15 protein-coding genes are annotated in these 14,019 nt (G+C 56.6%); 4 read left to right on the top strand and 11 right to left on the bottom strand.

The genetic code is table 11. The features are described from left to right. The first annotated feature begins 126 nt into the window (after positions 1 to 126). Positions 127 to 858 carry a response regulator gene (locus HED65_RS17395; RefSeq protein WP_028017912.1) on the top strand — a complete coding sequence of 244 codons (732 nt, stop codon included), beginning with the start codon at positions 127 to 129 and terminating at the stop codon, positions 856 to 858. Here HED65_RS17395 and HED65_RS17390 read toward each other — a convergent pair. Genes HED65_RS17390 through HED65_RS17365 form a run of 6 tightly spaced genes read right to left on the bottom strand, consistent with a single transcriptional unit; the run spans position 855 to position 6,950 of the window. Next, entirely contained in the window at positions 855 to 1,859 is a 1,005-nt protein-coding gene (locus HED65_RS17390; RefSeq protein WP_114979523.1) for a carbohydrate kinase family protein, read from the bottom strand. The genes HED65_RS17395 and HED65_RS17390 overlap by 4 nt on opposite strands. Continuing rightward, the gene (locus HED65_RS17385) at positions 1,859 to 2,719 is read right to left on the bottom strand and encodes a ketose 1,6-bisphosphate aldolase (RefSeq protein ID WP_114979522.1); all 861 of its coding nucleotides are present in this window, start codon (positions 2,717 to 2,719) and stop codon (positions 1,859 to 1,861) included. The genes HED65_RS17390 and HED65_RS17385 overlap by 1 nt, the downstream gene beginning before the upstream one ends. Before the next feature lie 10 nt (positions 2,720 to 2,729). Further along, positions 2,730 to 3,416, bottom strand: coding sequence for a D-lyxose/D-mannose isomerase (locus tag HED65_RS17380; RefSeq protein WP_114979521.1), 687 nt, complete (start codon positions 3,414 to 3,416; stop codon positions 2,730 to 2,732). Between the two features lie 49 nt (positions 3,417 to 3,465). After that, positions 3,466 to 4,407: an ABC transporter substrate-binding protein gene (locus tag HED65_RS17375; RefSeq protein ID WP_021242935.1), complete on the bottom strand. Its 942-nt coding sequence runs from the start codon at positions 4,405 to 4,407 to the stop codon at positions 3,466 to 3,468. 30 nt (positions 4,408 to 4,437) lie between these two features. Continuing rightward, positions 4,438 to 5,433: an ABC transporter permease subunit gene (locus HED65_RS17370; protein ID WP_114979520.1), complete on the bottom strand. Its 996-nt coding sequence runs from the start codon at positions 5,431 to 5,433 to the stop codon at positions 4,438 to 4,440. 2 nt (positions 5,434 to 5,435) lie between these two features. Further along, entirely contained in the window at positions 5,436 to 6,950 is a 1,515-nt protein-coding gene (locus HED65_RS17365) for a sugar ABC transporter ATP-binding protein (RefSeq protein WP_114979519.1), read from the bottom strand. A 125-nt stretch (positions 6,951 to 7,075) separates the two neighbouring features. Between HED65_RS17365 and HED65_RS17360 the strand changes: the two genes are divergently transcribed. The 3 genes from HED65_RS17360 (at position 7,076) to yjdP (ending at position 10,409) form a co-directional block, all read left to right on the top strand. Continuing rightward, on the top strand, positions 7,076 to 9,355 hold the full coding sequence (locus HED65_RS17360) for an ATP-binding protein (protein ID WP_114979518.1): 2,280 nt from the start codon (positions 7,076 to 7,078) through the stop codon (positions 9,353 to 9,355). 121 nt (positions 9,356 to 9,476) lie between these two features. Then, complete coding sequence (locus HED65_RS17355; RefSeq protein ID WP_114979517.1) at positions 9,477 to 10,007, top strand: GNAT family N-acetyltransferase; 531 nt, start codon at positions 9,477 to 9,479, stop codon at positions 10,005 to 10,007. 75 nt (positions 10,008 to 10,082) lie between these two features. Further along, positions 10,083 to 10,409 (top strand): DDRRRQL repeat protein YjdP, encoded by a 327-nt coding sequence (gene yjdP / locus HED65_RS17350; protein ID WP_047345567.1) that lies wholly within the window; start codon positions 10,083 to 10,085, stop codon positions 10,407 to 10,409. Positions 10,410 to 10,461: 52 nt separating this feature from the next. On the opposite strand, the gene phnP is transcribed toward yjdP, so the two are convergent. From phnP to phnL, 5 genes are read right to left on the bottom strand one after another with little or no spacing between them, the layout of a single operon-like run. Next, on the bottom strand, positions 10,462 to 11,220 hold the full coding sequence (gene phnP, locus HED65_RS17345) for a phosphonate metabolism protein PhnP (protein WP_114979516.1): 759 nt from the start codon (positions 11,218 to 11,220) through the stop codon (positions 10,462 to 10,464). Between the two features lie 9 nt (positions 11,221 to 11,229). Beyond that, positions 11,230 to 11,664 carry an aminoalkylphosphonate N-acetyltransferase gene (gene phnO / locus HED65_RS17340; protein WP_114979515.1) on the bottom strand — a complete coding sequence of 145 codons (435 nt, stop codon included), beginning with the start codon at positions 11,662 to 11,664 and terminating at the stop codon, positions 11,230 to 11,232. Beyond that, positions 11,657 to 12,208, bottom strand: a complete 552-nt coding sequence (gene phnN / locus HED65_RS17335; RefSeq protein ID WP_114979514.1) for a ribose 1,5-bisphosphokinase — start codon at positions 12,206 to 12,208, stop codon at positions 11,657 to 11,659. The genes phnO and phnN overlap by 8 nt, the downstream gene beginning before the upstream one ends. Continuing rightward, positions 12,205 to 13,341: an alpha-D-ribose 1-methylphosphonate 5-triphosphate diphosphatase gene (gene phnM, locus HED65_RS17330; protein WP_114979513.1), complete on the bottom strand. Its 1,137-nt coding sequence runs from the start codon at positions 13,339 to 13,341 to the stop codon at positions 12,205 to 12,207. The genes phnN and phnM overlap by 4 nt, the downstream gene beginning before the upstream one ends. Continuing rightward, on the bottom strand, positions 13,338 to 14,018 hold the full coding sequence (phnL, locus tag HED65_RS17325; protein ID WP_114979512.1) for a phosphonate C-P lyase system protein PhnL: 681 nt from the start codon (positions 14,016 to 14,018) through the stop codon (positions 13,338 to 13,340). Before phnL ends, phnM begins: the two co-directional genes overlap by 4 nt. Position 14,019: the final 1 nt, after the last annotated feature.

Genomic DNA, 14,019 nt, shown 5'->3' with positions numbered 1-14,019 from the left:
AAATTGACGTGTCGACAGGGCAGCGGATGTGACATGGGTTGAATTTTCGTGACTGAAAAAACTATTTGACTGGAGCCGACGGCAGAATGGTTCAGACTTAAAATAATCCCCTGACGGAAGCATGCGATGAAACCGGCGATTCTGGTGGTTGATGACGATATTGCAGTCTGCGAACTGCTTCAGGATGTGTTGAGTGAGCACGTCTTTAGTGTGCTGGTCTGCCATAACGGCCAGGATGCCCTGAACCGTGTTCATCAGGAGCCGAATATTGCTCTGGTTCTGTTGGATATGATGCTGCCGGATATCAACGGTCTGCAGGTTTTGCTGCAACTGCAAAAGCAGCGTCCGGCGCTACCGGTGGTCATGTTAACCGGGCTGGGCAGTGAGTCCGATGTGGTGGTGGGGCTGGAGATGGGTGCCGACGATTATATTGGCAAGCCGTTTAACCCGCGTGTTGTGGTCGCCCGCGTTAAAGCTGTGCTGCGTCGCACGGGCGTGCTGGCCGCTGACGTTCCCGTGCCGAGTGTAGAGGGGATTACCTTTAACGGCTGGACGCTGGATACCGCGCGCTGTGAACTGAGCGATCCTAACCGTAACACCGTGCCCTTAACACAGGGCGAGTACGGCTTACTGCTGGCACTCACGCAAAATGCTCGCCGGGTACTGAGCCGTGATCAACTGCTTGAGTTGACCCACAGTGAAAGCGCCGAAGTTTTTGACCGCACTATTGATGTGTTGATCATGCGCCTGCGACGAAAAATCGAGGCCAACCCGCATCAGCCAGCACTCATTAAAACCATCCGTGGACTGGGCTATGTTTTTGCTACTGACGTCTCTCACAGTGAGAAAGCGGCCTAAGTATTCTCTTTAATAAACAGCTGCAACTCGGCCAGCGTTTTCGCGCCGTCAATCGCATTGGCGGCCAGCAGGCTTGCCCGCGCACAGGCGTGTGCCAGATAAATACTCTCCGTCAGCGACAACGATTCATGGCAGCCGTATAAAAAGCCCGCACAAAAGGCATCTCCCGCGCCAACGCTGCCGATGATCTGTTCCTGTTCCAGCAACCATGATGGGATCCAGCGACCTTCTTCGCCGTGTGCTTCACCCCATGCCCCTTCCGGGCAGTGGATAACCACGCGCTGACGGACGCCAGATGCCAGCAGTTGAGAAGCGGCCTGGGCAATATGGGCAATGTGCAGTGCATCATGCTCGTCACGCATCTCCAGCCCGCTAAACTCTCCGGCTTCAAGCTCATTAATTACCAGATAATCGAGATGGCGAAGGGCAGGGAGCACCAGCGGCTGATAGCGCGGGTCACCCTTGCGGGAGACCAGATCGAGTGAGGTTTCATACCCTTGCTCGCGCATTTGTGCCAGTAACCGTGCGCTACGGGTGCCGAAATCATCATCGGGCATGTCCAGGCTGTCGAGGAGTAACAGGTAGCCCAGATGGAAAATTTTCATCGTGCCATCAAGGCGGTCGAAGGCGGGAAGGTCCAGCAGACGGTTTGCCCCCGGTGAGTGGAAAAAGGTGCGCTGTCCGCTGGGATCGGTCATGACCTGCGACATGGAGGTTGGGGCAAAGGTCGTGCGTTGCACCCGCTGGCGGTTGACGTGGTACTGGTCGAGCATTGCCAGAATGTAGTCCCCGTCGCTATCTTCACCAATCAGTCCCACCGCCTGCAGGGGCAGGGCAACATGCATTTTCGCCAGCGTCAGCAGAACGTTGAGCGGTGCACCACCGGTGGAACGTTCGCTGTGGGTAATTTCTGCCAGCCAACCACGTTCTGGCCATTGCACGATCTGGTGGACGTGATCCACCAGCATATTGCCCGCAGCGATAATTCCTTTGCGTTCCATTATGCCTGCCCCGCGCTGCCAAAGATGCGCATCTGTTCAGCGACCGTATCGGTAATCGCCTCTTCTATACCCAGCAGCAGCTCGGCAAACTCGTCATAGAGTGGCTGGCGTTTTGCCATACGCTGCTCAACGGCGGACAGGGCCGCTTGCGACATCCCGGTGTAGAAGTTGATTTTATGAATGCCCAGTTCGATGGCGCGACGAAAATCGGCTTCGCTAATCCCGGAGCCCCCATGCAGCACCAGCGGCAGACCCGTCTGCTGGCGAATCGCATCCAGGCGCGGGAAATCGAGTTTCGGCTCGCCTTTGTATTTGCCGTGCGCATTACCAATGGCGACGGCCAGGGCATCAATACCCGTCAGATCGACAAATTCGCGTGCCAGTTGCGGATCAGTAAAAAAGGCTTCATCCGCATGCCCATACAACGCGCCGCCTTCGTCACCGCCAACCGCGCCCAACTCAGCCTCCACCGACACACCCACCGCATGGCACATCTTCACGACTTCTCGTGTCTGGCGAATGTTTTCCTCGTAACTCAACGCGGAGCCATCGAACATCACCGAACTGAACCCTAAGCGCAGAGCCCGCACCACAGCCTCGAAATGCAGACCGTGGTCGAGGTTGAGGACCACGGGAATATCGTGGCGAGCGGCCTCGAACTTCACCGCTTCGACGAGCGAATCCAGCGACACATACTTAAAATGCACTTCGGCGATGTTGATGATAAACGGCGATCGTTCCTGCCTGGCGGCGGCAAATAACGCACGCAGGAAGTGGGAGTCGAGAACGTTAAACGCACCCAGTGCGTAGCCGTGCTCTCTGGCGTGCTCAAGACCGTCGGCAAGAGAAATCAATGGCATCATTCACTCCTTATATCCGAAACAGACTGTACTCGTTGCACAACACCAGTACCGCCGGTTCGTCTTCTTCAATACTGTTGTAGCGAGCAATGGGCTGCAGAAAATGGTTATCGTGTTCGTCGTCGTTCACGGATGACACTTCGCCCACCAGAACGTCGCCAAACCCGCGTTCGCCCCAGAAACTGTGGTACAGGCCGGGCGTCAGACAGATGCTTTCCCCTGGTGTGAGGCGCAACTGGCTACCGGGCGCGTGGGTCTGCCGACAGCCGTCGACGGTGACGGTCACGTCGGTGTTTTCGGTCTCTTCATGCGCGCCGGCGTTCCATAACTCAATAATCAGATTCCCGCCGCCCCGGTTGATGATGTCTTCCCGCTTGCGCCAGTGGAAATGCATCGGCGTGACCTGGCCGTCTCGCACGTGCATGATTTTTTCTGCGTAGCATTTTTCATACGGCACCCCGTTGGGTGAGCCATTGCGCAGAGTAAACAGCGTCAGGCCCTGGGCGGCAAAATTGTTGCCACCGAATGCCGTCACGTCCCAGCCGAGCCTGAGGTCGAACACTTCCTGCCATGCAGCCTGGTCAAGCTGCTGCCATTTTGTTGGCGGAAAGCTGGCGAAAGGGGGGAGGGGCACATCGTGCATGGAGAAAAACTGCCGGGTGTGGCCGAGGATTTCGTTGATGTCGGAGCGTTTCATGGGGACTCCTTGAAAACAGTTCCCTCTCCCGGTGGGAGAGGGAAAAGGGTTACTTAACCGTCCATCCCTTATAGGTTCCGACATTCTTTTTATCGATCATCGTCACCGGGATCAGCACAGGCGCTTTCGGTGCAGGCTTGCCCTGTAATATGTCATAGCCGATCTCCACCGCTTTTGCCGCCATCACCTGCGGATCTTGCGCTGGGGTCGCCACAAACAGGGAGTTTTCCCGCTTCAGCGCTTCTTCACCGTCCGGGCTACCATCCACGCCGACAATAAAGAACTCGTTGCGTTGTGCCTGCTTGGCTGCCAGATCGGCACCGATCGCGGTAGGATCGTTAATCGCGAACACGCCGTCGATCTTCGGATTGGCGGCCAGTAAGGAGGTCATCACTTCCAGCCCACCCTCACGGCTGCCTTTGGCGTTCTGGTTATCTGAGAGCACCTTGATATCCGGGTGTTTTTTGAATTCTGTCTGACAACCTTCCACGCGGTTTTGTACTGCTGACACCGGTGGCCCGTTGATGATCACCACATTGCCTTTACCTTTCAGGCGGTCGGTTATGTACTTACAGGCCATTTCGCCTGCCTGGGTGTTATCGGAGGTGATGGTGGCATCTGCCCCTTCCGCTGCCACGTCAACCGCGACCACTACGATCCCGGCGTCCTTCGCGCGTTTTACCGCCGGGCCGATACCTTTGGAGTCCGCCGCGTTAAGGATGATCATGTCCACTTTAGCGGCAATAAAGTTGTCGATCTGCGCCACCTGCTGACCCAGATCGTAACCGCTGGAGACCAGCGTGACTTTAACGTTATCCCCCGCCAGTTTGCGCGCTTCCAGCTCGGCACCTTTGGTGATCTGCACGAAGAACGGGTTAGCCAGGTCACCCACCGTCACACCGATGGACTTCAGATCTTTCGCCTGCGCAAACGGCGTTGCGGCAAGCAGTGCGCCAGCACAGAGCGCGGTCACTAACGGTTTCAAACGCATCTTTTCTTCCTCGCTTGTAGGGTATTGTTGTTATGCACTTTGATGGTGTCGGGTACGGTATTTGTCGATCAGCACCGCAATGATGATCACCGCCCCTTTGATCACCAGTTGCCAGAAGTAGGAGACGCCCATTAGCGTCATGCCATTGTTGAGGGTGGCGATGATCAGCGCACCGACCAGCGTGCCGGTGATCGTGCCGATCCCGCCGACGAAGCTGGTACCACCGAGGATCACTGCCGCAATCGCATCCAGCTCGTAACCCATGCCCAGATTGCCGTTGGCGCTGTAAAGTCGCGATGCGCTCATTATCCCGCCCAGGCCCGAGAGCAGACCGCTCATGCCGTACACAAACAGCAGTACCATCCAGACCTTAATACCGGTCAGTCGTGCCGCCTGCATGTTGCCACCGACCGCGTAGATGTGAACCCCAAGCGTGGTGCGGCGCAGGATAAACCAGCACACTGCAATCACTGCCAGGGCGATCACCACCAGCCAGGGAATGGGGCCGAGATAGTTATTACCGATCCACTCAAAATTGATGTTTGAGTTAATGACCGTTGTGCCGTCGGCAAGCAGATAGGCCGCGCCGCGTAGCGCGGTGTAGGTCCCGAGCGTGACGATAAAGGGCGGCAACCCGGCAAAGGCCACCAGCGCACCGTTGAATAGCCCCAGCACCATTCCAAGCATCAGGGCCGCCGGAATAGAGAGCATGGAAAATTCCGGGATCAGGGATACCACCATCGCGGCCACCGCTGTGGTGCCCAGAATCGAGCCTACGGAGAGGTCAATCCCGCCAGTTAAGATGATGAATGTCATCCCTGCCGCCAGCACAATGTTGATCGAGGCCTGACGGGTAATGTTGAGCAGATTGCTCTCGGTGAAGAAGTTAGGGGCGATAAAACCAAATACCGCCACAATCAGGATTAAAATCGGCAAAATACCGACCGTTTGCATCAGATCGCTCATCAGCATTTTTTTTGCGGAGGCGGATTTCACCACCTGCTGCGGACTGGTTGAATGTGTCATGGTTACACCGCCTGATGATGAGTGTCGTTCACGCCGGTAGCCAGCGTCATGATGTTTTCCTGAGAGATGTCATGCCCGTGGAGTTCGCCCGCAATGCTGCCTTCACGCATGACGTACACCCGGTCACTCATGCCCACCACTTCCGGCAGTTCGCTGGAGATCATCAAAATCGCCACGCCCTTGCGCGCCATCTGGTTCATGATGCGGTAGATCTCGCTTTTCGCACCGACGTCCACGCCGCGCGTCGGTTCGTCCAGAATCAGAATGCGCGGGCCGATTGCTACCCAGCGGGAGATCAGCAGTTTTTGCTGGTTACCACCTGATAGCCCACCTGCGCGCACCTGAGAATGGGGCACGCGGATGTTAAGCAGGGCGATGGCGTCATCGGAAATGGACTGTGCTTTTTTGCGGTTAAGCATGCCGAAGGTGGCGTCGCGCTCCAGCGTGGCCATGGTGATGTTCTCCTGCGCCGCCAGTTCCAGGAACAGCCCCTGTTCCTTGCGGTTTTCAGTGAGAAAACCGATCCCGTTTTCAATCGCCGCCCGCGGGGAGTGGATTACCACTGGCTCGCCATCAACCTCAATCATGCCGCCCGTGGCTTTGCGTGCGCCGAAGATCAGTTGCGCCAACTCGGAGCGGCCAGCCCCCACCAGGCCCGCCAGACCGACAATTTCCCCTGAACGTACCTGCAGGCTGCAAGGCTGTACTTTTTTACCGTCGGTGAGGTGGTGAACGTTGAGACGCGGGCTGCCGAGCGGAATATCACGTTCTTTGTTAAACAGATCGCTTAAGGGGCGACCGACCATCATCTTCACCAACTCAGAGGCGTTCAGTTTGTCGCGCGTCAGGCTGCCGACGTATTGCCCGTCACGCAGAACGCTGACACGATCGGAGAGTTCGTACACTTCCGCCATCCGATGGCTGATATAGATGATGGCCATTCCTTCATCACGCAGGCGCAAAATCAGTTCAAACAGGCGATGGGTTTCTCGTGAGGAGAGGGCCGCAGTGGGTTCGTCCATCACCAGAATGCGGCTGTTGCGGTGCAGTGCGCGGGCAATTTCCACCTGCTGCTGCTCGGCAATGGTCAGCTTCATCACCAGGTCGGTGGCGTTAAAATGTGCGCCAAGGCGCTCAATCACAGCCTGCGCCTGAGCAGCCATCTCTTTGCGCTGTACCAGCCCGCCCCGTGACAACTCGCTGCCAAGAAAGATGTTTTCAGCGACAGTCAGATTGGGCGCCAGCTGCATCTCCTGATAAATCAGGGTAATGCCTGCGGCCAGCGCATCTTTTGGCCCCTTGATGTGAAACGGCTGACCGTCGATCAGGATCTCACCGCTGGTGGCGGTATAGGCTCCCGCGAGGATCTTCATCAGCGTGCTTTTCCCCGCGCCGTTTTCACCCATCAGCGCGTGGATCTCACCGGGGAAGACCGTCAAATCCACACCCTTGAGCGCGTGGAAATTGCCAAACGTCTTGGCAATGTGACGCATCTCTAATACCGGGGTTCTGCTCATGGCGGATCTCCTGTGAATGTCGATATCTGCACTTCATCACAGGTGCGTAAATGCAAAATGTCAGAAGCCGTTCATATTTGTCATAGTTATGAATAGTTAATGTCGATCACAGTTACGGAGCTAACATGTCATCACACCGCCCCCCGTTTTTTGCCAGCGCCCGTGGTCGCCTGCTGATTTTCAATCTGCTGGTGGTTGCGGTGACGCTCATGGTCAGCGGTGTGGCAGTGCTGGGGTTTCGTCATGCCAGCCAGATCCAGGAGCAGGTTCAACAGCAAACGCTGGATGACATGACCGGCAGTATGAATCTCGCCCGGGATACCGCCAACGTGGCAACGGCGGCGGTGAGGCTTTCGCAAGTCGTAGGGGCGCTGGAGTATAAAGGTGAAGCTGACCGGTTGAAGCAGACGCAAATGGCACTGCGTCACTCGCTGGAACAGCTTGCTGATGCGCCACTGGCGCAGCAGGAACCGGCGCTGGTGGCGCGAATTATTCAGAGAAGCAATGAATTACAGCAGAGCGTGACGGGGATGCTTGAACGCGGGCAGCGACGCCATCTGGAACGTAATGCGCTGCTGAGCTCGCTGTATCAGAGTCAGAGCTACTTACGGCATTTGCAGGATATCAATCGCCGTTACGGCAGCAAGGTCCCGGATGCCCAGCAGCTTATGGAGATGGACAGGCTGATTATCGCCGCTATCGACACCCCCTCGCCGCGCGCCACGGTGCAGCAGCTGGATGCGGTGACGGCAACGCTGCCGCGGAGTGCGGCGCAGCCGGTGGTGAATGGTGTCCTGCCTGATTTTAACGACGAACTGCGTAAGCTCGCGCCGCTGTCGAAGCAACTGGAAGAAAGCGATCTGGCGATAAGCTGGTATATGTTCCACATCAAGGCGCTGGTGGCGATACTCAACAGTGATATTAATCAGTATGTCGAACAGGTGGCGCAAGCTTCCCGTCTTCGCACAACCCAAAGCCATCACGAATTACAATCCATCAGCGTATTTATCAGCATTTTCGCTGTGCTGGCGCTGATCATCACCGGATGCGCCTGCTGGTATATTTATCGCAATCTGGCTTCCAACCTGACGGCCATTTCCCGGGCGATGTCGCGTCTCGCCCATGGCGAACAGGATGTTTCTGTCCCTGCGTTGCAACGGCGTGATGAGCTGGGTGAGCTGGCGCGTGCGTTTAACGTTTTTGCCCGCAATACCGCCTCACTTGAGCACACCACGCGTCTGCTGAAAGAGAAAACTACGCAGATGGAGATTGACCGCATCGAGCGTCAGGGGCTGGAAGAGGCACTGCTGCACAGCCAGAAGATGAAAGCCGTTGGGCAACTTACGGGTGGGCTGGCACATGATTTTAATAACCTGCTGGCGGTGATCATCGGCAGTCTTGAGCTCACTGATCCTGAGTCAAAAGATGCGCCGCGCATCACCCGGGCACTGAAGGCTGCCGAACGCGGTGCACTCCTGACCCAGCGTCTGCTGGCATTTTCCCGTAAACAATCCCTGACGCCGCATGCGGTCGAGATGAAACCGCTGCTGGAGAATCTCAGAGAACTCATGCTCCACTCTTTACCGGCTACCCTGACGCTGGAGATTGAAGCGCAATCTCCCGCATGGCCCGCATGGATAGACGTCAGCCAGCTGGAGAATGCCATCATCAATCTGGTGATGAACGCCCGCGATGCGATGGAAGGGCAAAGCGGGGTAATTAAAATCCGTACCTGGAATCAGCGTGTCACCCGTAGTGACGGGCGCAGGCAGGATATGGTGGCGCTGGAGGTGATTGACCGCGGCAGCGGTATGTCGCAGGAGGTGAAATCCCGGGTCTTTGAACCATTCTTCACCACCAAGCAGACCGGAAGCGGGAGTGGGTTAGGCCTGTCGATGGTCTACGGCTTTGTCCGCCAGTCCGGTGGTCGCGTGGAAATTGAAAGCGCGCCGGGGCAGGGGACGACTGTTCGACTTCACCTCCCACGCTCGATGTTGCCTGTTATGTCTGAGGATGAAGTGCTCTCAGCCACCGCTGCCAGTGATAGTGAGCGGTTGGTGCTGGTGCTGGAAGATGAGGCGGATGTTCGTCAGACCCTGTGCGAGCAGCTGCACCAGCTTGGCTATCTGACGCTGGAGGCGGAGAACGGTGAGCAGGCGTTGAGAATGCTGGAGGTCTCACCGGATATTGGCATGTTCATCAGCGACCTGATGTTGCCGGGCAGCCTCAGCGGCGCCGAGGTGATTAACCATGTGCGCAGCCATTATCCGCAGCTTCCGGTGTTGTTGATCAGTGGTCAGGATTTACGGCCCGCGCATAACCCTCAGTTGCCAGATGTCCAGTTACTGCGAAAGCCGTTTACGCGGGTGCAATTGGCGCAGGCGCTGCGGAAAGTCTGTTTATAAGCAGTGATATTTAGGAATTCATCAAGAGTGTGAGTAAACCGGGTGATGCTAACCTGCGCAAAATTTGGCAGATTGGGATATAAAGGGAACTATGCCGGTACTTACCAGAGGGGACTCACAAATGATCGTGATGCCTACAACTTACAGCCCAAAGACCGTAGCAAGGTCATTCAAGCTCGTTGATGAATTTGTTCTCTCCGGGCGAGTGTTACATGTCATCTTTGATAGCCAGACGCCAAGGGCTGCGATTATTGAAGCGGATGTCGAAACCTTCGATGGTGTGCCTCGGCATCGGGTTGTTGCTGCCCTGGATTTACAACGTAAAACGCATTTGGGTGAAGATATCATTGCTGTCGAGCGTTGTTGGGAAGATACCAACGTTATTCAGGTAGAAGGTATATGCGTTGATCCTGCCGAGCGTGACAAGGGACTGGCAACTCGCCTGTATGAATCCCTGGTATTACAGTGTGGCGTGACGCTTGTCAGTGATTTTGAACAATATGAGGGTGGTAAGGTTATCTATGACGGCGGTTGTATACCCGAAGATCGTATCTGGAGCCATTCGCCGGATCAAAAATGTTATGGCATTGTACTGGTTGCAGAAAATAAACAGCGTGCAAATCAACTGATGAAAGACCCTGGGCACAACTGAATTTGAGATTCCTCCGCTACCCCCGTTCCCTGTTGTTCATTATCGTAAAGCCAGTTCACCTGCGAGTCTGGCCTTATGAAACGTTACTCAACTGCTCTGTTATTTGGTCTGCTGTCACTCACCAGCCAACTGGCTCACGCCGATATTGTTGATGATGCCATTGGCAACATTCAGCAGGCGATCAACGACGCCTATAACCCCAGCAGTAGCCGAAGCAGCGATGACGACGACGATCGTTATGACCGCAGCCGTCAAATCGACAGTCGACAGTACGACGACCGTCGTCGGCAGCTTGAAGACAGACGCCGCCGTTTAGACGAGCGTCAGCGTCAGTTGGATGACGATCGTCGTCGGTTAGAAGAGGATGAGCGCAGGTTAGAAGACGATTACGATCGAGGATAAGTGCGGCCTGTTGCCCTTACCTCAACCCTCTCCCACGGGAGAGGGAGAAAAACTAATCCAGCGCCAACACCATGCCGTCATATCCCGCTTCAAACCCTTCCGGAAGCGGATTATTCATCATCCACACGTCGAACTGATGGCTGATGTGCGTCAGGATCACCTGCGGGCAGCCAATCACCTCGTTTAGCGCAATTACTGTATTTAAGTCGCAATGGTTTCGCGGCGTCTCATCGCGCGGTTCGTGACTGCAGTCGATAATCATCGCCTGCGGCCGGTTGTTAAGCAGGAACTTCACCGTTTTTTCCGGCAACCCGGCGGTATCCGATAGCCAGGCCACGCGGCTGTGGGCCGATTCCAGCAAATACCCGAAGGTCAGTTTTGAATGGTTGAGTGGCAGCGGCGTGACCCGCATCCCCTGTAGCTCAAACATCACAAACGGTTCCACTGTATAGCTGAAATCCAGGATCCCCGGGTGCCTGAACAGGTCGTCACAGCCCACGTCGTCCGGCGGACCATAGACCGGAATGGTCGCCCCCACACCCCAGCGCAGCGGGAATAGCCCCTGAACGTGATCCATATGGTAATGCGTGAGCAAAAACTGCTGAAAGCTGCCTGCCGGCCAGTCGTCCATCAGGTGCGGAATACCGGCATCCAGCAAGGTTATGGCATCAATGAATTTGACCACCGCGCTGCACGGGCGGCGGCGATAGTTAGCCTGCAAACGCGCCCGGCGACATGCCGCGCAGTCGCAGCCAAATACCGGAACCAGCTGGGCACTGCCGGTACCGGTTAACGTGATCGTCAGACTCATCGCATACCTCTACAGCGGTTTGGTGAATCGAAAATGACTCTGTGTGTAACCTTCACGGACATAAAATCGGTGGGCGTCCACACGTTTTACGCTGGTCGAAAGCTCCGTTAACTCCGCTCCCGCCTGGCGTGCGACGTCTTCTGCCCAGGCCAGGAGTTGGCTCCCTACTTTGTGACCACGCGCCTGCGGCATCACCACCAACTCCTGGATTTCACCAATCCAGCGTGCGTGATGCAGGTGAAACTGCATATGCAGGCCAATCATGCCGACGACCTGTCCGTCCAGCTCGGCAAGTTGATAACGCATATTGTGGTCTTGCAGATTAGCAAGATAACCGGTGTGAAAGGCCATATGATCGAACTCGGCCTGCTTTAACTCGCAGATGAGAGCGTAAACTATCGGCGCATCGTCGGCGGTGGCAGGGCGAAGCTGGCAGTCAGGCATGCTGTTTCTCCTTCTGACGGATCAGCGATAAAAAGGTATCGACTGACTGTAGCAAACTTCCGTCATTATTGAGGATATGACATTCAGACGGGGTATAACGCGCCGCGCGCTCAAGCCGCTGGTCTATCTCACGGGCTGATTCGCGCCCACGGCTCTGCAACCGGCTGCGCAGAACATCGGGTGAAACCTGCAGGCAGACCGGCAGCAGGGCAGCTTCATATCGGGCGCGCGCTTGTTGAAGGTGCGCACGCGAACCGTTGACCAGCACGTCGAAACCCGCGTGTAGCCACAGGTCTATCTCAATACCGATCCCGTAGTAATAGCCGTTGGCGTGCCAGCTAAGCGCCAGCAGGTTTTGCCCCGCACGGGTGAAAAACTCCTGCTCGCTGAGGGCAATATGATTCTCACTCCCGGCATTCGCCGCGCGCGTAATATAGCGGTGAGCGACCAGCAGTTGCGGGTGTTCCCGCTGGCGTAACGCGGACAGCAGGCTGTCCTTACCGGAGCCGGACGGTCCCATTAGCCAGATTAGTTTTCCCATCAGAATACCCGTTTTCCCTGACGCCAGACGTGGTCGATATGAATGTGCTCACCTTTACGGTGGGCCAGCACCAGATCCGCCCGTTTACCTTCGGCAATCTCCCCGCGATCCTGAAGATTCAGCGCTGATGCCGGGTTTTTCGTCACCAGACGAATGGCCTGCGGCAGCGTGAATCTGTTGCCCTCGTCGTCCGCCACCCGGAATGCCGCATCCAGCAGGCTGGCGGGGTAGTAATCGGATGAGAGGATATCGAGCAGATCAAGTGAGGCGAGCTTGCTTGCCGCCACGTTGCCAGAATGCGAGCCGCCGCGCACAATGTTTGGCGCGCCCATCAGCACGTTCATGCCGTGCTTACGGGAGGCTTCAGCTGCTTCAAATGTGGTGGGAAATTCGGCGATCACGCTACCAAGCTGATGAGATTCGAGTACATGGTCGTGGGTGGCATCATCATGGCTGGCCAGCGCGATGTTACGGTCCCGGCACATCGCAGCAATGGAGAGGCGATTCGGTTGCGACCATTGTGCAGCCAGCGCCAGTTGCTCTTCTTCAAAGCGAGCCATTTCAGCATCGGTGAGAGAATACTTGCCCTGGTAGTATTCGCGATATTTCTCAATATTGGCGAACTGACGCTGCCCTGGGGAGTGGTCCATCAGTGACACCAGCGAGACCGGCTCACGCCCAACCAGCTTCTCAAACAGTGGCAGGGTGGTGTGATGCGGCAGCTCGCAGCGCAGATGCAGGCGGTGCTCGGCGCGGTTGAGGCCGCGTTTTTGCGTCTCTTCCACGGCGTTAATCATCTTCTCCAGATTCTCCAGACGATCGCCCCCGTCGCGTACGTCACCAATCGCTACCGCATCCAGGACGGTGGTGATGCCGCTGGCGACCATCAGCGCGTCGTGGCTGCTCATCGCCGAATGGGCGGGCCAGTCCACTTTCGGGCGCGGGGTGAAGAATTTATCCAGATTATCGGTATGCAGCTCGATCAGCCCCGGCAGCAGCCAGCCGCCTTCACCGTCCATGGCTTCTGGGGAGCGACTCAGGGTTTCGGCGAACGCGCGGATCACCCCGTCCTGGATCTCAATGGAGCCGTCAACCACCTCATTTTCCAGCACCAGCTTGACGTTATTGATAATCATGCGTGGGTCCCCATTGGATGTAGCCTGTCTGCGACATGGGTGCGAATGGTGTCGTCGTGGAAGATCCCAACGATCGCCGCGCCGCGTGCTTTAGCCTGTTCGATCAGCTCCACCACCGCCGCGCTGTTTTTGTTGTCGAGCGAGGCGGTGGGTTCATCAAGCAGTAAAATCGGGTAATCGACGATAAACCCACGCGCAATGTTCACGCGCTGTTGTTCACCACCGGAGAATGTGGAAGGGGCGAGATGCCACAGGCGTTCCGGCACGTTCAGGCGCGTCAGCAGGCTGGCGGCTTTCGCTGCGCAAGTTTCACGGGGCACGCCCAGATCCAGCAGTGGTTGCATTACCACGTCCAGGGCGGAGATCCGCGGGATCACCCGCAGAAACTGGCTCACCCAGCCGATCGTCGAGCGGCGGACTTCCAGCACTTTCCGTGCGGGTGCCTGAACCAGATCGACCCACTCATCGCCGTGGCGGATGTGAATATGGCCTTCGTCCGGCAGGTAGTTGGCGTACAGGGAGCGCAGCAGGGTGGATTTTCCGCTGCCGGAATGACCGTGCAGGACCACACATTCGCCCTTGCTGACCTCAAGTGAAGCATTTTGCAGCACCGGCAGACGCACGCCGTTTTGCTGGTGGAGTACAAAGGTTTTACTTACGTTTTGCACGCGGATCATG

Origin of the sequence: Pantoea sp. LS15, assembly GCF_012241585.1 — a bacterium.
In the GTDB taxonomy this organism is placed as follows: domain Bacteria; phylum Pseudomonadota; class Gammaproteobacteria; order Enterobacterales; family Enterobacteriaceae; genus Enterobacter.
The sequence above is the reverse complement of the archived record's forward strand: the minus strand, read 5'-3'. Positions and strand labels throughout refer to the sequence as shown.

Excerpts from the sequence above, each read along its gene's own strand:
- HED65_RS17395 (WP_028017912.1), top strand. The coding sequence starts at position 127 with ATGAAACCGGCGATTCTGGTGGTTGATGACGATATTGCAGTCTGCGAA.
- HED65_RS17390 (WP_114979523.1), bottom strand. The coding sequence starts at position 1,859 with ATGGAACGCAAAGGAATTATCGCTGCGGGCAATATGCTGGTGGATCAC.
- HED65_RS17385 (WP_114979522.1), bottom strand. The coding sequence starts at position 2,719 with ATGCCATTGATTTCTCTTGCCGACGGTCTTGAGCACGCCAGAGAGCAC.
- HED65_RS17380 (WP_114979521.1), bottom strand. The coding sequence starts at position 3,416 with ATGAAACGCTCCGACATCAACGAAATCCTCGGCCACACCCGGCAGTTT.
- HED65_RS17375 (WP_021242935.1), bottom strand. The coding sequence starts at position 4,407 with ATGCGTTTGAAACCGTTAGTGACCGCGCTCTGTGCTGGCGCACTGCTT.
- HED65_RS17370 (WP_114979520.1), bottom strand. The coding sequence starts at position 5,433 with ATGACACATTCAACCAGTCCGCAGCAGGTGGTGAAATCCGCCTCCGCA.
- HED65_RS17365 (WP_114979519.1), bottom strand. The coding sequence starts at position 6,950 with ATGAGCAGAACCCCGGTATTAGAGATGCGTCACATTGCCAAGACGTTT.
- HED65_RS17360 (WP_114979518.1), top strand. The coding sequence starts at position 7,076 with ATGTCATCACACCGCCCCCCGTTTTTTGCCAGCGCCCGTGGTCGCCTG.
- HED65_RS17355 (WP_114979517.1), top strand. The coding sequence starts at position 9,477 with ATGATCGTGATGCCTACAACTTACAGCCCAAAGACCGTAGCAAGGTCA.
- yjdP (WP_047345567.1), top strand. The coding sequence starts at position 10,083 with ATGAAACGTTACTCAACTGCTCTGTTATTTGGTCTGCTGTCACTCACC.
- phnP (WP_114979516.1), bottom strand. The coding sequence starts at position 11,220 with ATGAGTCTGACGATCACGTTAACCGGTACCGGCAGTGCCCAGCTGGTT.
- phnO (WP_114979515.1), bottom strand. The coding sequence starts at position 11,664 with ATGCCTGACTGCCAGCTTCGCCCTGCCACCGCCGACGATGCGCCGATA.
- phnM (WP_114979513.1), bottom strand. The coding sequence starts at position 13,341 with ATGATTATCAATAACGTCAAGCTGGTGCTGGAAAATGAGGTGGTTGAC.
- phnL (WP_114979512.1), bottom strand. The coding sequence starts at position 14,018 with ATGATCCGCGTGCAAAACGTAAGTAAAACCTTTGTACTCCACCAGCAA.